This window comes from Cupriavidus necator A5-1, assembly GCF_000744095.1.
Classification (GTDB): Bacteria; Pseudomonadota; Gammaproteobacteria; order Burkholderiales; family Burkholderiaceae; genus Cupriavidus; species Cupriavidus necator_A.
On record NZ_JQLI01000008.1, the window covers coordinates 2,224,694 to 2,245,596 of the forward strand.

The following is a 20,903-nucleotide window of genomic DNA, read 5'->3' on the forward strand; positions in this document are numbered from 1 at the left end:
GGTGAAGAGATCAGCCATTGCCGAAGCTCAATGGAGTATGACGCCACGTTATGGCGGATCCGAAGGAGCGACTCGACCCGGAACACCGCCGCTGGCACGGAGCGGGCCCAGGGCCGTCGTCCGGTTTGCCATCGTCCCGGGGGGGTGGCCCGAGGGAGACTGGCGTGGATGCGTCCATTAAGGGGTGATCGTCCTTTTCCTGCAGATTGATACGGTTATGAGTCAGCCTCGAGCCCTTTGTTGGTTGGAGTTGCAGCCCGATCGCCTGACCTTATTGGAGACCGCGCCAAAGCGGGGGGCAACGAAGACGCTTCCCAACGAGAGTCTAATGAGGCACCTACAATGCGCGCATGGCTTCCGATTGTGGGCCGGCGACCTCCGTCCTTCAATTAGTCGATCAGGAAGATCGTACGAAACAACCGTCCGAGATCATAGCCGGCGTCGCAAACGCCTAAGGGGCCAATCTCCTTTGAATCAACGCAAGGCCACGGCACGCGCCACCCAGCCGGTACCGCGCGACGGCATCGGTGGCTGATGGGTCTGGCCCAGCGGCTCAAGGCGTGCATGTCATTTCTGGAGGGGCATGAGCGAAGAAGCGATCAAGTTTCTGGCCTTCGTGGCGCTGATGGCGTGGCTGTATTGACTTGTGACAAAGGGTTGACGATGCGGGTATCGGAACTGGCGGCATCTTCGGAGTGACGGCCGTCTTCCTGTCGCAGGACCGCAGCGAGCACATGGGCACGCGGATTCTATGCGGGGTGGGTCTGCCGCAACCAGTAATCATCGGACCGGTGCGCCAAATGGGCGATACTCAGATGAGTGTCATCTGTTGTAATGTCGGTGTTGCAGGAGCGCTAGACAAGAGGTAGGGGGGATGAACAGGTCGATCGCAAGAAGGCCATCCGACCGATGGCTGAATTCCTTGGTGAGCAAGATTGTTTTCGCGCTCTCGCTGAGTTTCGGCGCGGCGTCAGGCGTTCAGGCTTTCACCATCGAGAAGTGGACTCTTGGGATGTCTGAGGCAGCCCTCAAAAAGCAAGGCCTCAATGGATGCGGTCATCACCCAAGGAGCAAGGGGCTTTTTCGGTGTGTCGCTGACTCTTCATTTATGGGCGTAAGCCAGGTCTATATTTCAGTCAACTCATCAACGGGCCGCCTGGTGGAGATCGATTACTGGATTGAGAAGAGCGACAATGACAGGATTGAAGATATCTACCGAATCCTAGGTCTCAAGAAATGCGCTGTCCGGGATCATGCGATAGATCCGATACTTTGGCTTGACGGCTGCTTCGAGTCTCCGGATCGAATGAGGGTGATTAGTTTTACACCGACCCTAAGAGATGACTACAGGGGTGCGGACGATTTTGTTCGAAAAAAATACTGGCTCGTCCACGCATCGTATAGTCCGGTAACGGTACAGAGGCAGCGCGCCGCAATCCGCGAGAAGTTGGAGCGCGAGGCCGCCTTACAGCGGTTTAACTCTGCACGATAGGCTCAGTTGAATGAGCCTTGACAAATACGCCGCCTAGCACCTGAGCGCCTCCGGCCAAGATAAAGCCTTATGCGCAGCAGAGCGTAAGGGCGTATCTTGGTCGCAGGCCAACTGGACGCGGAGCGTACAGCCGAGCAGGCGCAGCGGAAAGCGGCCAACGACCTGGACGCTATTCACACCGAGCTGGCCGCGGCCCAGCGCCGGGCCGAGCGCGCCGAAGCCGAAGCGGCGCTCGCGCGTCAGCTGCTGGCAGAATTGCGGATGGGGCCGCCCGAGCGAGATGGTGGTGGGCGGCGGCGCAAGGCCGGGAGCCCGGCTCCGACCGCGGAGCCGAACGACAAGCCGGCCGAAAGACTGGATGAACAGCAGGACGAAAAACAAGGCGCACCTGCCGCCGCCCTAATTCGACAGACGGCAGCAACAAGCAGTGACGACCACGATGACAGCCAACGAAGAGCGGGCGGAGGCGATCCGTTGGATCCAGGCCCAGATGGCCGACTACGGGCTGACGATGGAGGCGCTGGAAGCTGCGGGGTGCGTCGATCCGCCCCACCCCCGCCACCACCACCACCTGCGCCGGTCTGCTACCGCAACGCCGAGGGACTGACTTGGGACGGGCAGGGCGAGATGCCATCCTGGCTGAAGCGGGCGGTCAACGCGGGGCAGTCGGTAGAATTTTTCCAGGTAGGGTAGCGCTACCAGGGAGTTCGCGATCGGCGAGTACAGGAGGGTTGGCCGCTATTCGCAAATATCTGAAGCTTCAGATATTTGCGAATCCCGGGCGTCCCTCGTAGTCCTGTGTGCCCAAACTGCGGCGTCGGAATCGGCCCCGCACGCTAGCGCGCCCCCATGGATGCCAACGATGAGTGCCGGCCGACGCCAGGCGACACCACGCGCTGGCCGAGTTGATGAATGCCTGATCGATAGGCCTCACGCGAGGAGCATATGAAAACTGCCGACGTCAAATCCCTGGTGCGAGAAGTACTGAACACCTTGCCCACTCCGTACACGGAACACGTCATCGATGAAGTCTTCGGTGCGATAGAGAGCAACCCAGAATGGCGGCGCCGCTATGAGATTCAGTGCGCTGCCCTCGGCAAGAACATCGTGAATACTTGGGGTGGGTATTGGGTGGCAAATGCCCTCGGCAAGCTGGGGGAGCGCCAAGCTCAGAGCAAGAGGAGTTCACTGATTGGCTCGTACTCGTTGCTCGACACAGATGCCACGCCCGTTAAGCAGAAGCCGAAAGAGCCAGAGGCCCTCGAGATGGTGGCGGCTCACTTTCGGGCCCATAAGGCAGAACTGCCTAACGAAATCCGCAACTACCGAGATGAGCTTGTGATGCTGGTGATGGAGGGGATGTCCCCGGAAGAGGCGTTCCAAATGGTTCTGAAGACCCACCTGCTGTGAGCGTTGGCGGGAAGGGAGGCCGCATTGGAAAGCGATCCCCGAGCACACGCACTGACCGACCTTATTGAGTATCCCCCCTCGTTGACGCTGCATGCCGGCAACGAAGCGATGTTGACCTTCGCGCTGGACGCGAGTGGGTTACTGCGCCATATCGACGCGGTGCCCAACGGCAAAGCGTGTGGGTGCGTGTGCCCAGCGTGCGGCGAATCACTCGTGGCTCGGCAGGGCGTGGTGCGGGCGCACTCGTTCGCGCCGGAGAAACGCTATACCCTGATGGTAGCGCTGCTCAACCACATGCGCGTGCGGGTGCGGGACGATCTCGCCGAAATGTTCATCCGACGCATGAGCGCTATCCACAAGCGGCACGGGAAGAGTTGGAGCAAATCCAGTCCCGCCGGCGCGCGCAGATGGAAAAGCTTGTCACGCTGCTCGACGGTGTGGTCGACATCGTCGCCGAGGGCGAGGACGATGCGCAGATCGGTAGAGAAGTGCGGCGCTTTCTTGCTCCCTCGGGCAATTTGGAGCCCCTACGCGAGAGCTGCGCGGAGGTCCGTGCCTTCAGTGGCAACAACTACTTGCCGCTGCTGTGGCGGCATTTCCGCGCACACCGCTCGGTCATGCTGCGTCTGGCCGAAGGGCTGAAATGGGAGTCGACCAGCCAGTCGTGCACACTTCTTGCCGCCTTGGCAGTGGTGTTGAAGAACGAAGCCCTGCACCGCGAGTGGATCGCCGCCGACGTCGATCTGAACTCTCGGGTCAGCAGCCGGTCAAGCCGGTGCTGCTCCTCCTGGGACAGGCGTCGTGCGACGCGGCGAAATAGGGCGGTTTGGGTGCGAGCGTGGACCTGCTCGGCAATGGCATCCAGCGTGGAGAAGGCTGGCAGTTCGATCTGACGCAGGACCAGCGCATCGATGGTCGCATTGATGATGTCAACGGGCTGGTCCATCGTTTCGGCGGCGTCGCGTGCCGCGCGGACAGTTATCTCATTGGCATCGGTACCGATGTAGGTCTGGATGCCGAGGAACTCTCGCACGGCCGTGTAGTGCCGGAACAAGGTCGGCGACACCTTACGGTCGTAGCCGACCCTGGTACCTGGGCTGAGCCCGGCGCTGATGCGCACCAGTTCAGTCACGCTTGCGGGAATCGTGTCGAGGGTTTGGGAAGTGGTGTAGCTGCTGGAAGACCTTGAGGAGAACCAGCAGACCAAGCCGTGATTCCTGCCCGCGTGTGGATCGGGTAGCCCAGTCCAGTTCTTCCGTGCTTGGTGAGTAGCAAGCCCGCAGTTCCTTGATGGAGAAGACCTTCGGGAAACGCGGGTAGGCGGTACGCTCGATGGTGCCCATACAGGATCTCGGCAATCGCTGAAGGGCCAGCCAGTCTGTTCGGTGACAATCCCGCGTTATATCCTGAGGTAATGATTATTAATTTCTATATAACCTGAGGGTTTATGATAGCGATTTGGGCGTATCTTGGTCGTAGGCCTATTTGCAGCGTCGATCTGAATACGGTACATACGTACAGATTCCACGCGTAACCCGTGTCCACGGTCGATTCATCCGTCCTATCGCAGGCATGCGAGGCTAAATGCATGTGAGGTCGGTGCTGCTTTTTAGGAGTGCCTGAGCAGGCACAGGAACTTCCGGCCAGCAGGCGGCGCAGAGTCGGCGCTCGACTGCCTTGTCGGCGTACGTTATAAGGTTAGACGAACTTCTGCAGCACTGTCCCCGTGCTGCCTGGATAGTAATAACAGCGTTAGACATGCACGAGCACGCTACCAACTCCCGGGCGGCAGACCAGTCCCCGGGTCTTGCCATCGAGGCCGTCGCCAGTACGAAACTGGTTCCCCCGCGTGCGACCCGCCGCCTAATTTCACGGGATGCGCTACAGCAGCGCCTCCTCGATGCGCGGCGCCAGCGTTGCATCGTTCTGCAAGGCCCGGCCGGCAGTGGCAAGACGTGCAGCCTGGTGGCGTTGCGGCAAGCGTTGCTGACACTTGATTTCGATGTCGCTTGGCTCTCGCTCGCCGCGGAAGACAACGAACTCACGCGCTTCTTCAGTTGCCTGCTGGCCGGCATTGGGATGGTGGACGGTGAAGTGGTGCGCGACGCGGCGCTGCTGATGCGGCGCGATAGCGATGGCGCGGATTTTGAACACTGGGTCGTGTCCCTGGTCGAGGCGCTTGCCGCCCGGCAGCGCGATCTGACAGTGATCGTCGACGATCTGCAATACCTGAACAGTCCGCAGATCTGTCAGGCGCTGCAATGCCTGCTCGACTACGCTCCGCCCAATCTGCATCTGGTCTTCAGTTCGCGCAGCGCGTTTCCGCTATCGCTGGCGCGTTTGCGCGCGCAGTCGCTTGTGGTTGAGTTCGACCTTCACGACCTGCGCTTCACTCCCGAGGAATCCGAGCGCTTCCTGCGCGAGCAATTGGGCCACATCGATCGGCGCGACGCGCGCGTGCTGCACGATCTGACCGATGGCTGGGTGGCCGGGCTGCAGCTGTTCGCGGTGGACATGCATGCCAAGCAGGGCGGTGGTTATGCACGTGTGCGCGTGCGCGATGCCAAGGCGTTTGCGAGCTATTTCGAGCGCGAAGTGCTCGACAACCTGCGGCCGGAAGACCTGCAGCTGCTGACCATTGCGGCAACCTGCAGCCAGTTCTGTGCGTCGCTCTGCGCGACGCTGCTCGGCGTGCCGCAGGCGGTAGCGGCCATGACGTCGCGCCTGACGCGGCTCGACGACCACAATCTCTTTATCAGCCAAGTGCGTAGCCAGGACCGCGAAACCTGGTATCGCGTACACCCGCTGCTGCGCGAGGTGCTGTCGCACCGCCTTGACGAAATGCCACCTGCCGACCGGCTCGCGCTGCATGGCGCCGCGTGGCGCTGGTTTGGCGCGCGCGGCCACATCGACGACGCGGTGCGCCATGCCGTGCAAGCCGGGGAGGTGCAGGCAGCGGCCGATATCGTTGAGGCTTGCGCGGTGGAAATGATGGGCCGTGGCGAACTGTCCGAGGTGTCTAGCCTGGTGCGCCGGTTGCCCGCGGAGCAGGTGCAGGCTCGTTTTCCGCTGCGGCTCGTAACAGCCTATCTCGCCATGTACGCCGGCAACCTTGGGGCAGTCGATGCGGCGTTGCGCCGGTTCGAGTCGGACCTCGATGCGCTGGGCGTGGGCGAGCGCTATGCTGTGCGCGTCCTGCAGGCAGCGCTGGCGCTGCAACGCGACGACTCCGAATCGATCCATGCTATCGCACCCTTGCTCGAAGCGATCCCCGATGATGCCCAGGCGTTCGCGTTCGCCGGCCGCGCCCACCTGCTGGCGTGGATGCATATGCACCATGGCCACTACGATGCGGCTCGCGCGCTGCTGCAGGAAGGCGCGGAGCGCAACGTGGCGCCGGCGCGCCGAATGACGGGACAAGCGCTGTCTGGCATGAGCCTGTCCCTCGAAGGGCGCATGGTGGAGGCCGAGCGCGCGTTGCGTGCGGTGCAGCACGAGGTGGGCCGGCACGACACGCTCTACATCGACGTGGGCGCCGTTGTCGATGGGATGCTCGGCGAAGTGATCTATGAGCTCAACGAACTCGACGCAGTGTGTACGCAGCTGGAGCCATGCCTCGACATGGTGGAGCGGACGTCGGTACCTGACGCGGCGCTGCGCGGCTTCCTGGCCGTGGCGGCGGCGCATTGGCGGCTCGGCCACCGCCTTGAGGCACTCGAGCAGCTGGATCGCCTCGACGACTATGCCAGCCGGCGCGGGCTCGACCGCATGCAGGCCCACGCGCTGGCGCTGCGGCTGCGCATGCTACTGGAGCAGGGCGCGACCACCGAGGCCATCGAGGTTCTGGAATCGCTGACCGCGCTCGGCCGGCGGTACGCCACGGCGGCACGCGGCACCGGCGCCGAAATCCGGCGGGTGGCCGACGCCGCACGTGCAGCGGCAGACCTGCACTGGGAGGACTACGACGGTGCTATTGCCTGCCTGAAACCGCTGCTCGAAGACGCCAGGGCTGCGGGGCGGGGCGCGGCGATGGCCGCCGCCCACGCAGCGCTCGCGGTGGCTTACCACGGACGCGGAGACGCCGATGCGGCGCGCCGGCAGTTGCTCGAGGCACTGCGGCTTGGCCACCAGCTCGGCCTCATTCGCAGCCTGCTCGACGTGTCGGACCAGATCCCGGTCATGCTCGAAGCCCAGGCTCCTGACGCGCTAGACCCGGTGCTGGCGTTTTACGCCAAGCGCCTCGTGGCTGCGGCGGCCAGCACGCGCGAAGCGGCCGCGCAGCCGGCCCTGCGCGATGCCGGTGGCACGACGGACGTGCTCAACGTCCGGGAGCGCGAAGTGCTGGCGCTGGTCGCCCAGGCCATGCCAAACAAGAAGATTGCGCGCGTGCTGGGCGTCACGTCCCACACGGTCAAATGGCATCTGCGCAAGATCTACAGCAAGCTCGGCGTGTCAGAGCGGGACGAAGCGGTGGCCCGCATGCGCGATCTTGAGATGGATTCGGCGTCGAGACCCCACTGACGGCCGCCTTGCTGCCCAATCCGGCTAGTGAATTGCAACGCTGGATTGGACATCATGAGAGGTATCCGAGAGGCGCGCCTGGATCGGAGCGCGCCGCCGGAACCTTACTCATGGAAAGGAGCTTGACAGTGGAAGTGAATCGCACGGTCTTCCGGGAAGACCATGAAATGCTGCGTCCCATGGCGCGAAGGTTCTTCGAGCGCGAGTGCGCGCCGCGCCAGCCGGAGTGGGACAAGGCCGGCAAGACAGACCGCGATACCTGGCTCAAGGCAGGCCGCGAAGGGCTGCTCTGCGTGTCGGTCCCCGTGGAATACGGCGGCGGCGGCGGCGATTTTGGCCACTCGGCGGTGGTCATGGAGGAGATGCATCGCGCAGGAATCTCGGGTGCGGGCTTCTCGATCCACTCGGACATCATCGCGCCCTATATCGTGCGTCTAGGCACCGAAGCGCAGAAAAAGCGATGGCTGCCCGATATCTGCGCTGGCAAGACCATCATGGCGGTGGGCATCACCGAGCCGGGCGGCGGATCCGACGTCAAGGCCATCCGCACCACTGCAGTGCGCGATGGCGACGAGTACGTAATCAACGGCAGCAAGACGTTCATCAGCAACGGCCTGAACTGCGACATGATCATGCTTGTTTGCAAGACGGACCCGGCGGCGGGCGCCAAAGGTGTCAGCCTGATCATGGTCGAGGCCAATCGCGCGGGGTTCAAGCGCGGCCGCAAGCTCGACAAGGTGGGCCAGCCCGGCGCCGACACGGCCGAACTGTTCTTCGACAATGTGCGCGTGCCCGTGGAAAACCGGCTCGGCGACGAGAACGGCGGCTTTGCATACCTGATGCAGGAGCTGCCGCAGGAACGCCTGCTGATCTCGATCTATGCCGCCATTGCCATCGAACGGCTGCTGCAGATTACGGTGGACTACGTCAAGGACCGCCGCGCCTTCAACCAGACGGTCTGGGATTTCCAGAACACCAAGTTCAAGCTGGCCGACGTCAAGGCCCAATCGGTAGCTGTGCGGACCATGGTCGACTACTACATCGGCGAGCACATGAAGCGCAAGCTCACCGTCCAGGAAGCGGCTATCGCCAAGCTCTTCGCCACTGAGACGCTGTGGAAATGCATCGACGACATGGTCCAGCTCCATGGCGGCTACGGCTACATGCTTGAGTACCCGATCGCCCGCGCGTTCACGGACTACCGCGTCTGCCGCATCGCGGGCGGCGCCAGCGAAGTGCTGCGCGACCTTATCTCACGCAAGCTGTGAACCGCCACCGATTTCCCGCAATCCGTCTCAATAACAGGTTGAACCATGAATGAGAAAGTCATAGTCGCCGGCGTGGGCATGATCCCGTTCCTGAAGCCGGGCGCCAGCAAGAACTACTTCGAGATGGGTGCCGATGCCGTGCGGCTGGCCCTGGCCGACGCCGGCATCGGCTACGAGCAACTGCAGGAAGCCTACGCCGGGTACGTGTACGGCGATTCCACCTGCGGCCAGACCACGGTGTACGAGGTTGGCATGACCGGCATCCCGGTGGTCAACGTCAACAACAACTGTTCGACGGGCTCAACGGCGCTATACCTGGCCCGCAAGGCCGTTGCATCGGGCGACGCCGACTGCGTGCTGGCGCTCGGGTTCGAACAGATGCAGCCGGGCGCGCTGAAGATGCACTGGGACGACCGTCCGCCCCCGCGCACGCGCTTCTTGCCCGTGCTGAAGTCGCTGACCGAAGACATGAGCCACCTCGGCCAGGCGCTGCGCTCTTTCGGCGGTGCCGGGCGCGAGTACATGGAGAAGTACGGCGCAAGCATGGAAACGTTCGCAGCGGTGCGCGCCAAGGCGAGCCGGCATGCCGCCAACAACCCGCTGGCGCTGTTCCGCAAGGTACTGACCGTCGGGGAGGTGATGGCCGACACCGTGATGGTTCCCGGTGTCATGACGCGGCTGATGGCGTGCCCGCCCACCTGCGGCGCGGCGGCGGCAATCGTCGTCTCGGAGCGATTTGCGCGCAAGAATGGCCTGCGCACCGACGTGCAGATTCTCGCGCAGTCCCTGACCACTGATCCGCCCGAGGCGTTCGAACCGCCTTCGATGCTGAGCTGGGTTGGCTCGCATATGACGCGCGCCGCTGTGGGCAATGTCTACGAAAAAGCGGGCGTGGGTCCCGAAGATATCGACGTGTGCGAACTGCACGACTGCTTCGCGCAGAACGAAGTCATCAGTTACGAGACGCTGGGCTTCTGCCCCGAAGGCGGTGCCGAGAAGTTCGTCCGCGACGGCGACAACACCTATGGCGGCAAGGTCGTCATCAACCCTTCGGGCGGCCTACTGTCAAAGGGGCACCCCCTAGGCGCCACCGGCCTGGCGCAGTGCTATGAGCTGACGCAGCAGTTGCGCGGCGGCGCCGACAAGCGCCAGGTGGAGGGTGCGCGACTCGCACTCGCCCACAACATCGGTCTGGGCGGCGCCTGCGTGGTGACGCTCTACGGCAAGAACTAAGCTTTTGTACAGAGTCGGACTTCGGCCGCCGCGACGCTTGAATGCGTCCGGCGGCTTCTTTTTTGCCTAGGGTGACACTGGAAGCTTGTACTGGGAACAGACCTGGTAGATGACCGGCTGGAACGGCAATTGACTGATTGCAAGAAGCGCCAGGTGGACTGTCAAACGGTCGCCGTCATCCCGGGCATTGGCAGGCTCACGGCCACTGCGCCAATTGCTACCGCCGGAGACGCCAAAGCCTTCAAGTCAGGAAGAGAGCTGGCCGCCTTCCTCGGCCTGGTACCTCGCCAGACCGGTACAGCGGGCAAGGTCCAGCTCGGAGGCATTAGCATCCGCCGCGATGTTTACCAGCGCTCGCGCACGGATGCTATTCCAATCGAAAGAGAAGGGAATCTGGTGCGATCGTCTGCGCCAGAGACGACCGACCAACGTCGCCGCCGTGGCCTTAGCCAACAAAATGGTTCGCACTGCCTAGGCGCTGCTAGTGCACGGAACCACATTTGAAAAGAACCACGTGTCAGTGAAGCCGGTGTAGCTTGTACGCCTGACGAATCCTCGTCAGCAAGTTGCGATGGTAAGCGGATAGATGATGGCGTGACAGGGTGGACTGCAAGAGCGCAAGCCTGCTTTGGTGTGAGAGGGCTCTCGGCGAATTCCATCAGGACCCGCAGGCATGGCCTGCACGATGAGGCCGGATATAGTGGAATGGCCCCATCCCTCCCCCGTCTCTCGAGACTCCATGCGATCATGAAGTCTCGAGAGACGGGGGCATGGAAACGTAGCTATTAGGCTACTTGGGAGTCCATCATGAGCATCGCGCTTGTTGGTATCGATCTTGCGAAAAACGTCTTTCAAATCCATGGAGTAGACGAGCATGGCAAGCCGGTGCTGCGTCGCCGGGTAAGTCGTTCAAAGCTGCTGGAGACAATAGTCCGTCTGCCAGCCTGTCGAATTGTCTTGGAAGCATGTGGCGGCGCCCACTACTGGGCGCGTCGCTTCATGGCTATGGGACACCAGGTCCAGATGATTGCTCCGAAGTTCGTGAAGCCGTTTGTCAAATCTCTGAAGAACGACTGCAATGACGCCGAGGCAATCGTCGAAGCGGCCTCTCGTCCGACGATGCGTTACGTGGCAATCAATGGCATCGAACAGCAAGACGTTCAATGCATGCACCGGATCCGAAGCTTGCCGATGCGAGATCGCATCGCGCAGATCAATCAGATTCGTGGCCTGCTTGCCGAATACGGCATCGTCATTGCTCAAAGCTCGCTGCAAATACAGCGGCACCTCCCCGAGATCGTCGCGGACACGACCACAGAGTTGACGGAACTCACCAAGGGAATGCTGTGCGACATGTACGAGCGACTCAAGCAACTCGATGAACAGATCGCGCGATATGACAACAAGATTCGCCAGATACATCGGACTTCCGCTCAGTGTCAACGTCTGGAGAAGATCCGCGGCGTCGGCCCGATGATCGCCACGGCGATCATCGCAGCCGCAGGGAATGCGAGGGCGTTCAAGAATGGGCGACTATTCGCCGCGTGGCTTGGGCTTACTCCTCGCCAGCATTCGTCTGGTAGCAGGCAACGTCTGTTTGGCATCACCAAACGAGGAAACAGCTACCTGCGCATGCTCCTCGTCCATGGCGCTCGTGCTGTCGTACAACAAGCTCCCAACCGGCATGATGCACTATCGCGCTGGATCAACGAACTGCGGGACAGACGCGGCACGAATATCCCAGTAGTGGCATTGGCGAACAAGACCGCCCGAACAATTTGGGTGCTGTTAGCCAAGGAGTAAGACTACGCACCCGCGTGAGACTCGCTCTGTAACAGAGATCCAGCAACAAAAGGAAGAATTGAACCCATCATCGATTGCACAAGTGATTTGACTCAATGGCAAACAGGTTGGACCGTCGGTGACAGATCCTGCGCAGACTTAGGGCCTACAAGGCCGTGGATATATGAAGGTGTCACCGAGCGCAATCCATTGGGGCCAGGCCTATACGAGCGCCAACGTACAGGCCGTATGTATATAAGCAATCCATCTCCTGTGCGCCGTAGAGCAGGTCATTTGGCAAAGAGGGGTGGGGGCCATGTATGAGTCTGCAACCAACCCTCTGTCGAGCCTGACCTTGCGTTCACCTGGAAGGACCAGGCGCGTTCATATGAGAACCAAAAAAGACCGGCAAATACCACGCCGGCCTCTGCATCAGGAACAGCCCCCAACCTTTAAACTTGCCCCCGCGCCTCCCGATCCCGCTCGTCCTGCTCCAACTGCATTTCGCGCCAGAGGATTTTTCCCGTCGACGTCTTTGGCAAGCTATCGACAAACTCCACCGTGCGCGGCACCTTGTACGCAGACATGCACCCTCGGGCCCAGTCGACCAGTGCCTGTGGCTGGACCATGCCGCGCGAAGCAGGGCGGAGCACCACGAGCGCCTTTACCGTTTCGCCGCGATGCGGGTCGAAGGCGGAGATCACGCACGCTTCCTGCACGGCTGGGTGCCCGTATAGGATCGATTCGATCTCGGCGGGCCACACCTTCAGGCCCGATGCATTAATCATGCGCTTGAGCCGATCCGTAATATAGAAGTAGCCGTCCTCATCATGGTAGCCGAGGTCGCCGCTGCGTAGGAACCGCTTGCCGTCGAGCTCGATGAAGGCCGCGGCCGTCGCTTCCGGCTTGTTCCAGTAGCCGCCAAACATGGTCGGCCCGTGCATGACGATCTCGCCTGGCTCATTGGTCCCTAACTCGACGCCCGTTTCGGGATTAATCACGCGGGCATCGCAGTTGATCACGGGAACCCCGGCACACTGTCGCCTTGGGGCCTGCGGCGGATTGCTGTGCGACATGCCGCAAAACTCCGTGAGGCCGTAGCTTTCCAGAAATGGAATGCCGAGCCGCGATTGCATCCTGCGCGCCAGCGCCTCCGGCATGGCTGACGCGCCGCCGTAGATGCGCGTCAGCGAGGAAAGGTCACGCTGGTCGATATCGGGCCGTGCGAATAACTCCGCGAGCATCGTCGGCACGGCCGCCCATGAGCGCAGCCGCAGCCTTTCGATTAATTCCAGCGCGGCGTTGGCGTCCCAGCGCGTCAGCATTGCGAGGGTGCGGCCCAGCCGCACGGCCTGGTTCATCGCGCGCATGCCAGCCAGGTGGCTGACTGGCAGCGTCAGCAACTCGTCCTCATCGGCGCGGTCCGATTGCCAGTGCTCACGATGCGCGAGCGTGTAGGCGAAGTTGGCATGGCTGAGCATCGCACCCTTGGGCTTGCCCGTTGTGCCGGACGTGTAGCCGATCACTGCGAGGTCGCGGCCCCGGGCGCGCACGGGCAGCGGCGCGATGCCGGCGGCCAACGCCTGCGAGAAATCATGCATGCGCGGATGCATCGCACCTTGCCGCGGTTCGGTGACGAAGCCGGGGATGGCGAGATAGGGCACGTCCTTGGGCCTGCCGGCGAACTCACCCGCCAGGCCCACTACACAGCCGTCGAGCACATCCTGTTCGAGCAGGCCGGTAACGGGGTCTATCAGGTCCTGGGTCGCGATCACTACGCGCGCGCCGCTGTCGCGCGCGTAGTACTCCATTTCCTCCCGCGTACTCATGGGATTCATGGCAACGACCACGGCATCGCAGCGCATGACGGCATAGAAGGCAATCATGTACTGAGGGCAGTTCTGCATCAATAGCAGTACGCGGTCCCCTTGCCGCACCGACAGTCGATGCTGAAGATAGCCGGCCAAGGCCATGGCGGCGGCATGCAGATCGTGGAACGTCATTCGATGGCCGTAGAACACGACGGCCGGCTTGTCGGGCACGCGCGTTGCAGACTCCTCGAGGTGGCAGAACAGGTTGCAGTCCGCCACCTCCAGCGAGCGGGGTACGCCGGCGGGCCAGTGCGCGAAATGTCGTGTTAGTTGCGGCATGGGGACGATTGCTGAATGAATGATTGGATCGGAAGTCAGACCACGGCGACGACGGCCTCGCCCACGATCTTCTGCTCGCCCTTCTGGTTCACGCACTGCATCTCCACGCGCAGCCGTGCTTCGCCACCGTGTTCGAAGCACTCCGTGACGCGGCCGGTGCAGCGTGGCTCGTCATAGAGGTGCGTGATGCCCGTGAAGCGCATCTTCAGGCCGCGCAGCCGCGCGGGGCCGGCCCAGTCGGTAACCAGACGGCCCAGGTAGGCGGCAGACAGCATCCCGTGTGCGAACACGTCGCCAAGGCCATTTTTCTTAGCGTAGTCCGAATCGATATGGAGCGGATGATGGTCGCCCGAGGCGCCGGCGTAGACCGCCAGTGTGCGGCGGCTGACCGCCGGCAGTTGCAGGTCCGGAATACTGTCACCGACCTTCAGGCCGGCGAGGTTGCGTTGCGTCATGATGGAATCTCCTTCAGACTCTGCGTTGTACGAGCACGGTACGCGAGTCCGCCACGTGGGCGCCGTGCTGGTTGGTAATGCGCGTTTCCTTGACCAGGAATTCGAGCGCGCCATCCTTCTTGTCATAGACATCGACGATCTTTGGCTCGTAGGTCAGCGTGTCCCCGACATGCACCGGGGCGTGGTAGTCGTACTGCTGCTCCGCATGGAGCACGCGCGATGGCTCGATCTTCGCCATCGCGAGCAGGTCGAAGGTCTTGAACAGCCAGCCTTCGAGGCACGACAGGAAGGTGGGCGGCACGCGCAGCGAAGGCAAGCCGGCGGCCTGAGCGGCGGCCACGTTGCTGTACTCCGGATTGGTTTCGCCGATCGCGTTCGCGTACCAGCGCACCGGCCACTCTTCCACGTTGACTTGGCGCTGGCCAAAGCTGTGGCCGATCAGGTTTTTGTCGAGCATTTTGTTCTCCGTGGGTCTGGTTGCGCCATCAGGCGCGGCCGGGGATGACACCGTCGAGGTTGGCGCTCGGCGCGGCGCGCGAGACCAGTTCGTGCATGCGCTCGCCCAGTTCGGCCACTTCCCAGCGCCCGGCCTTCTCGATGCGGGGGCCGGCATGCCAGCCTTCGGCCACCGTGATGCGTCCGCCACGGCTGCCGAACACGCGGCCCGTGACGCCTTCGGACTGCTCGCTGCCAAGCCAGACGATCAGCGGGGCCACATTGGCCGGGTCGAAAGCGTCGAAGCCTTCCACGGCGTCGATCGACACGCTGAGCCGCCCGCTCTTGAGCAGGTGCTCGGTATGGCGCGTGGTGCCACTCGGGTAAATTGTGTTGACCGTCACGCCGTAACGGCTCAGCTCTTCGGCGGCGATATTCGACATGGCGGCGATGCCAGCCTTGGCCGCGCCGTAGCAGGTCTGGCCGATGTTGCCGAACAGGCCCGCCGACGACGACGTATTGATCACGCGCGCCTGGCGCTGGCGGCCGGCCTTGGATTCGTCGCGCCAGTAGGTGCTGGCATGGCGCATCGGCACGAACGTGCCGCGCAGGTGGACGCGGATCACGGCGTCCCAGTCTTCCACCGGCATGTTCACGAGCATGCGGTCGCGCAGGATGGCGGCGTTGTTGACCACCACGTCGAGGCCCCCGAACGTGTCGATCGCGCTCTGGATCATGCTGCCGGCGCCGTCCCAGTCAGCCACGTCGGCATTGTTGGCGATGGCCTCTCCGCCCATGGCGCGGATCTCGTCCACCACATCCTGTGCCGGACCGGCAACCACGCTGGAACCGTCGGCAGAGGCGCCGAGATCGTTCACGACAACCTTCGCGCCGTGGCGGGCGAATTCCAGCGCATATTCGCGGCCCAGGCCGCGACCGGCGCCGGTGATGACAACGACGCGGTCCTTGCAGAGTTGTTGCATAGCTCTTCCTTTCATTGGTTGACACAAGATTGGGTTGTGCGGTCGCGCACGCCGCCGGCACCGGGCCGCGGCATACGCAGTGCCTCATTATTTGCAGCGGCAAGACAGGGCGCACTAGCCGGATGGAGCAGTCGATTGGCGTGCCGGGAGCGGCATCGCCTGGCGCGCTACTCGGCGAGGATGCCCGCCATTGAGATCACGCGCTGCCACTGTGCCTGGTCGCTAACCAGTGCGCTGGCGAATGCCTTCGGGCCCAGCGGATAGGCGCTGGTGCCTCGTTGTGCGAAATGCGCTTTGGCTTCCGGCGTGTTGACGAACTCGAGCGCCGCCTCCGCGAGCTTGTCCACCACGGCGGCGGGCGTACCCGCGGGGGCGGCAAGTCCAACCCAACCAATGACCGTTGCATCCGGCATGCCCGCCTCGGCCAGCGTAGGCACGTCGGCGATTACCGGGACACGGGCAGTATTGGAGACCGCCAGCGCGCGCAGCTTTCCTGACTGGATCAGCGGCACGGCCGCCGAAATCTCGAGCACGGTGTAGTCCACCACGCCACCGATGAGATCGGGCAGCAACGTGCTCATGGCCTTGTAGGGGACATCAACAGCCTTGGCTTTCCCGGCATCGTTAATGGCCGCCAGCATCGCACGGTAGCCTGAACTGCTGGTGCCGTAGTTCAACTTGCCGGGCTGGGCGCGCGCAGCGGCCATCAACTGCCCAAGCGTGCGGTACGGCGAGGTGGCCGGGACGACTACAGTGACAGGAAGCGAACTCAGGCGCGCAACAGGAACGAAGTCGCGCGTGGGACTGTAAGGGAGTTGCTTGAACAGGAATGGGTTGGCCGACATGGCGCTCGACAGTGCCAGCAGCAGCGTGTAGCCGTTGGGGGCTGCCTTGGCCACAGCGTCGGTGGCGATGATCGAATTGCCGCCTGGGCGGTTCTCCACATAGAATGGCTTGCCGAGCTTCTCGGTCAGGTGCTTCGCCAGCAACCGCGAGAAATCGTCGACGCCCGTGCCGGGGCTCGTGGGCGATACGATCTTTACCGGCCGTTCGGGATAGCCCTGTGCCAGGGCGCTACCGCCCGCAGGAATCAGCGTGATGGCGACGCCGGTCGCCAGCCAGGCGAGGGCGCGTCGGGCTCTGTCGATATTCGTCATGGGCGTTGTCTCCGTGTCGTTGTTATGGTAGCGACGTGCCGCGGAAGCTCCGGGAACGTCGCGTGCTGTCTTGCTGTTTTCGCGCGCTCAGAAGCCGCCGCGTCCGCCGCCACAGATGATGGTCTGGCCATTGACGTAGTTCGATTCGGGGATGCAGAGCATGTAGACCGCGCCGGCCGCTTCCTCGGCGGTGCCGAACCGGCCAAGCGGGGTGTCGCGCCCGGCTGCCGCGATGCGGTCCGGATGCACCCCCACCTTGATCTCGCGGCCTTCCACCTGCACGGTCTTGTCCTCGGTGGTCGACTGGGTCAGGCGCGTTTCGATGGCGCCGAACGCCACGCAGTTCACATTGACCTTCATGCGGCCCCATTCCTTGGCCAGCGTCTTGGTCATGCCGATCACGCCCGCCTTGGCAGCAGAGTAGTTGACCTGGCCCGCATTGCCCTGCGTGCCCGAGACCGACGAAATGTTGACGACCTTGCGGAACACTTCGCGCCCAGCGTCTGCCTCGGCCTTGCTGGCCTCCCGGAAATAAGGCTGTGCCGCGCGCAGCAACATGAACGGCGCCTTGAGGTGGCAATCGACGATCGCATCCCACTGCTCGTCGCTCATCTTCTGAATCACGTTGTCCCAGGTATAGCCTGCGTTGTTGACGATGATGTCTACCGCGCCGAATGTGTCGAGTGCCAGCTTGACGATGTTCGAGCCAAAGTCCGGTGCCACCACGCTGCCCGCGAACGCAACAGCCGTGCCGCCCGTCTTCACGATCTCGGCCACCACCTCGTCGGCCGGTGCCTGGTCGAGATCGTTGACGATCACCCTGGCGCCTTCGCTCGCAAACTTCAGCGCTACCGCGCGGCCAATGCCCCGGCCCGATCCCGTGACGATGGCAACCTTGCCTTCCAGCTTCCTGCTCATGAACACTCTCCGTAGTGTGGGGTCCGCGTATCGCGTGGCTTAATGATTGCAAGCGCGACGCGCTGAGGCACTACCCGGATTGGCGAGTGGTGGGCAACGGGAACGGTGTAGAACGGGCCAAAAGGTAAGCGAGGCCCGGCAGGGCAGCGTCGCCAAGGCTCTGGGTGCCTAATGCATCTCGCGGAGCCGATTGCGCTGCTGGTGCGGCGTGGTGCCTTTTCAGTGACGATTGGCGCGAATGAGGTTCGAGACCTCGCCATAGCCGAGCGGCTTGCCCGTTTGCGTGATCGACAGGCCGCTCGCCAGTCTCCTTGGACGGGCTCGCTGCTGTGCTCTCTCCGACCACCGGCCGGTCCACAGGCATGGGTGGAGGTACGGCATGGCGGATCGCCGGCCCTCGCTAACGCAGAGGCGCTCGATACGAGCCGTAACTGATTGATAACGGGTGCCGCGAGCGCTGACGCTCGCGGCTAATTTCTCCCCTCGACGCTCAACACCCCGGAGAGGAGGCCACTCATCACTCAGGGTCCACCTCGATCACCGCATCCACAGCGTAGACGCCCTGGCCGTGCGGCATGGCCAGCACCGGGTTCAGGTCGATCGACTGCAGGCGCGGGCCCGCGGCAACGGCGAATGCGGACAACTGCGACAGCGCCTGGGCCAGCGCGGCAATGTCCGCCACGGGCCGTCCGCGCGCACCGAGCAGCAGTGGTGCGCCCTTGATCGAGCGGATCATCTGTTCGGCCACGTCCGGGCCGAACGGGCAGCGGCGGAGCACCACGTCCTTGAGCACCTCGACGAACACACCACCGAGCCCGAACATGGCGATCGGGCCGAACACCGGGTCGCGGTTGATACCCATGATGCACTCCACTCCGCCGTTCATCTGCTTGGCCACGAGCACACCCTCGATGCGTGCGTCGGGCATGGCCTTGGCGGCTCGGTCCAGCAGCAGCGCAAAGCCTTCACGCACCGCGCCTTCGTTGGCCACGTTCAGCAGCACGCCGCCAATCTCGGACTTATGAATAATGTCGGGCGACAGGATCTTTAGCACGACCGGGAATCCGATCTCGCGCGCGGCCGCCACAGCAACCTCCATTTCGGCACAAGCGCGTTCAGGCGCGCTCGGGATGCCGGCTTTCGCCAGCAGCGCCTTCGCCTCCGCTTCGGTCGGCGCCTGCCGCGGCAGCGTGACATTGGTCACCCGGGGCACCGGTGCCAACGTGTTTCCTGCGAATGCCTCACCGAAGCGGCCCATCGCGGCGATGGCGGTCACGGCGCGACTCGGATCGCCGAACACCGTGAAGCCGGCTTCCTCGAAGCGAGCGAGGATGGTCGGATCGCCACGGGCCACCAGCACGTAGAGCCGATCCGGATAGCGCTTGCGAACGTCGCCCAGTTGCTGCAGCAGCGAATCGGCCACGCCCGGTACGGCCGCCGCGTAGCTGAAGAACGCCAGCAGCGTGGCGTAGCCCCCTTCAGCCATCATCGACTCCGTGAACGGCGTGACCAGCGTGGTGTCGTTGATGAACTGGGCAGTCACGTCCACCGGATTGCGTGCGGCGCAGATCGGCAGCAGTTTGCGCATGCGGGCTTGTGCGGCGGCTGGCATCTCGGGCATCGGGATGCCGAGTTCCTCGGCGGCATCCGAGACGATCACGCCGGCGCCGCCGCTGACGGTCACCACGCCCAGCGAGTTGTTGGCCGGGAAGATGCGGCGCCCCGCCAGGCGCAGGATGTCGAGCATTTCCTCGGTGGTACGCACCCGCACCACGCCCAGCTCGTCGAGGACGGCGCTAATCACGGCGTCATCACCGGCAATCGATGCGGTATGCGAACGTGCAGCGGCCCCGCCCACTTCGCTGCGGCCCACTTTCATCATCACCACGGGCTTGCGCGCGGCATGCGCTGCGCGGAATGCCTCTATCAGGCCCGGGCCGTCGCTGATGCCCTCGGCGTAGACGGCAATCACGTCGGTGTTGGGGTCCGCGGCGAACAGGCGCACGATATCGGCCACGTTCAGGTCCGCCTCGTTGCCGGTCATGACCACGCTGGACGGGAATACACCCGCTTCCATGGCCGACGTGACCAAATGGCTACCATAGGCGCCGGACTGGCTGACGATGCCCACGCGGCCGGGCCGTGACCCGGTCGCCGATGCAAAGCCCGAGAAGCTGCCAACGAAGCCGTTGTGCATGTTGACCATGCCCAGCGTGTTGGGCCCGAGCAGCCGCATGCCGGCCCGGCGCGCGATGGCAACCATCTCAGCCTGCGTGGCCGCGCCTTCATCGTTGACCTCGGCAAAGCCTGCCGTAAACATGATGACCGCCTTCGTGCCGCGGTCGGCCAGTGCCTGGACCGCTGTGACCGCATGCTCGCCGGGCACGGCGATGATCGCCACGTCCGGGACTTCGGGAAGCGCGGCCACCGACGGATAGGCCGGCAGGCCCTGCACCGTAGCGCGGTTCGGGTTGACCGGCAGGATGCGGCCAGCGAAGCCCTTGGCAAGCATCGAGGCTATTGGCCGGCCGCCAATGCGGATCGGATCGTCGGAAGCGCCGATCACGGCGACCGAATTCGGGTGAAGCAGGCAATCTGGAATGGACAGGGTGGTCATGGCTGCGTTGTGTGCGTGTATCTGCGAGGGCGGTTTTACGTGGAGGCGGACATCAGAGCGGCTTGAACGTCGGCATGGGGGGGCCGTTGTCGGTGGGCGTGAAGGTCACCTGCACCTTCTGGCCAATGCGCACGGTATCGAGGTCGCAATCGACGATGCGCGTCATCATCGTCACGCCTTCCTCGAGCGTGACATAAGCCATGCAGAACGGGGTGGGGGCCGCACGGCGCGTGACGCTGTACGAATAGATCGTACCCCGGCCGGACGCCGCCTTCCAATAGGTTTCGCCCATGCAGAACGGGCACAGCGTGCGCGGATACCAATGCGGTTTTTCGCAGCGCTCGCAGTGGCGCACAAGCAGGCGGCCTTCGCTGGCAGCCGCCCAGAATTCGGCGTTCTCCGGCGATTGTTCGGGCGACGTCAGAACTTGGGGAGTGTATGGAGTGCTCATGTGGATTGCGCGGATGTATTGTGTGAGGCGG

At 63.3% G+C, this 20,903-nt stretch carries 16 protein-coding genes and 3 pseudogenes; 8 read left to right on the forward strand and 11 right to left on the reverse strand.

Features of this window, described 5'->3' with window-relative positions:
- Positions 1-925: 925 nt before the first annotated feature.
- Positions 926-1,492, forward strand: a complete 567-nt coding sequence (locus K307_RS34420) for a hypothetical protein (protein ID WP_155301319.1) — start codon at positions 926-928, stop codon at positions 1,490-1,492.
- Positions 1,493-1,525: 33 nt separating this feature from the next.
- On the opposite strand, the gene K307_RS50725 is transcribed toward K307_RS34420, so the two are convergent.
- Positions 1,526-1,873, reverse strand: a complete 348-nt coding sequence (locus K307_RS50725; RefSeq protein WP_042885507.1) for a hypothetical protein — start codon at positions 1,871-1,873, stop codon at positions 1,526-1,528.
- Positions 1,874-1,931: 58 nt separating this feature from the next.
- On the opposite strand from K307_RS50725, the pseudogene K307_RS34430 reads away from it, so the two are divergent.
- Positions 1,932-2,185, forward strand: a pseudogene (locus K307_RS34430) (H-NS histone family protein).
- 252 nt (positions 2,186-2,437) lie between these two features.
- Positions 2,438-2,902, forward strand: a complete 465-nt coding sequence (locus K307_RS34435; RefSeq protein WP_042885508.1) for a hypothetical protein — start codon at positions 2,438-2,440, stop codon at positions 2,900-2,902.
- A 718-nt stretch (positions 2,903-3,620) separates the two neighbouring features.
- On the opposite strand, the pseudogene K307_RS51255 reads toward K307_RS34435, so the two are convergent.
- Positions 3,621-4,245 (reverse strand): annotated as a pseudogene (locus tag K307_RS51255) (DUF4158 domain-containing protein); the annotation flags it as partial.
- Between the two features lie 538 nt (positions 4,246-4,783).
- Positions 4,784-5,128 carry a hypothetical protein gene (locus K307_RS50015; RefSeq protein WP_230626251.1) on the reverse strand — a complete coding sequence of 115 codons (345 nt, stop codon included), beginning with the start codon at positions 5,126-5,128 and terminating at the stop codon, positions 4,784-4,786.
- On the opposite strand from K307_RS50015, the gene K307_RS34445 reads away from it, so the two are divergent.
- The 5 genes and pseudogenes from K307_RS34445 to K307_RS34460 all read left to right on the forward strand — a co-directional run bounded on the left by K307_RS34445 (position 5,108) and on the right by K307_RS34460 (position 11,727).
- Positions 5,108-7,423: a LuxR C-terminal-related transcriptional regulator gene (locus tag K307_RS34445; RefSeq protein WP_230626253.1), complete on the forward strand. Its 2,316-nt coding sequence runs from the start codon at positions 5,108-5,110 to the stop codon at positions 7,421-7,423. The genes K307_RS50015 and K307_RS34445 overlap by 21 nt on opposite strands.
- 128 nt (positions 7,424-7,551) lie before the next feature.
- Entirely contained in the window at positions 7,552-8,691 is a 1,140-nt protein-coding gene (locus tag K307_RS34450) for an acyl-CoA dehydrogenase family protein (RefSeq protein ID WP_042887778.1), read from the forward strand.
- A 45-nt stretch (positions 8,692-8,736) separates the two neighbouring features.
- The gene (locus K307_RS34455; protein WP_042885510.1) at positions 8,737-9,924 is read left to right on the forward strand and encodes a lipid-transfer protein; all 1,188 of its coding nucleotides are present in this window, start codon (positions 8,737-8,739) and stop codon (positions 9,922-9,924) included.
- A gap of 159 nt (positions 9,925-10,083) precedes the next feature.
- Positions 10,084-10,399: pseudogene (locus tag K307_RS46795) on the forward strand (transposase); the annotation flags it as partial.
- 332 nt (positions 10,400-10,731) lie between these two features.
- Entirely contained in the window at positions 10,732-11,727 is a 996-nt protein-coding gene (locus tag K307_RS34460) for an IS110 family transposase (RefSeq protein WP_042885511.1), read from the forward strand.
- Between the two features lie 431 nt (positions 11,728-12,158).
- Here K307_RS34460 and K307_RS34465 read toward each other — a convergent pair whose 3' ends face one another.
- The 8 genes from K307_RS34465 to K307_RS34500 form a co-directional block, all read right to left on the reverse strand.
- Positions 12,159-13,856 carry a long-chain-fatty-acid--CoA ligase gene (locus tag K307_RS34465; RefSeq protein WP_042885512.1) on the reverse strand — a complete coding sequence of 566 codons (1,698 nt, stop codon included), beginning with the start codon at positions 13,854-13,856 and terminating at the stop codon, positions 12,159-12,161.
- Between the two features lie 35 nt (positions 13,857-13,891).
- The gene (locus tag K307_RS34470) at positions 13,892-14,311 is read right to left on the reverse strand and encodes a MaoC/PaaZ C-terminal domain-containing protein (RefSeq protein WP_042885513.1); all 420 of its coding nucleotides are present in this window, start codon (positions 14,309-14,311) and stop codon (positions 13,892-13,894) included.
- 13 nt (positions 14,312-14,324) lie between these two features.
- Complete coding sequence (locus K307_RS34475; RefSeq protein ID WP_042885514.1) at positions 14,325-14,768, reverse strand: MaoC family dehydratase N-terminal domain-containing protein; 444 nt, start codon at positions 14,766-14,768, stop codon at positions 14,325-14,327.
- 28 nt (positions 14,769-14,796) lie between these two features.
- Positions 14,797-15,729 (reverse strand): SDR family oxidoreductase, encoded by a 933-nt coding sequence (locus K307_RS34480; protein WP_042885515.1) that lies wholly within the window; start codon positions 15,727-15,729, stop codon positions 14,797-14,799.
- A gap of 167 nt (positions 15,730-15,896) precedes the next feature.
- Positions 15,897-16,886 (reverse strand): Bug family tripartite tricarboxylate transporter substrate binding protein, encoded by a 990-nt coding sequence (locus tag K307_RS34485; RefSeq protein ID WP_051975293.1) that lies wholly within the window; start codon positions 16,884-16,886, stop codon positions 15,897-15,899.
- 87 nt (positions 16,887-16,973) lie between these two features.
- Positions 16,974-17,804, reverse strand: a complete 831-nt coding sequence (locus K307_RS34490; RefSeq protein WP_042885517.1) for an SDR family NAD(P)-dependent oxidoreductase — start codon at positions 17,802-17,804, stop codon at positions 16,974-16,976.
- A gap of 517 nt (positions 17,805-18,321) precedes the next feature.
- A complete protein-coding gene (locus K307_RS34495) occupies positions 18,322-20,421 on the reverse strand; it encodes an acetate--CoA ligase family protein (RefSeq protein ID WP_042885519.1) in 2,100 nt (699 codons plus the stop codon).
- Positions 20,422-20,473: 52 nt separating this feature from the next.
- Positions 20,474-20,872, reverse strand: coding sequence for a Zn-ribbon domain-containing OB-fold protein (locus tag K307_RS34500; protein WP_042885521.1), 399 nt, complete (start codon positions 20,870-20,872; stop codon positions 20,474-20,476).
- Positions 20,873-20,903: the final 31 nt, after the last annotated feature.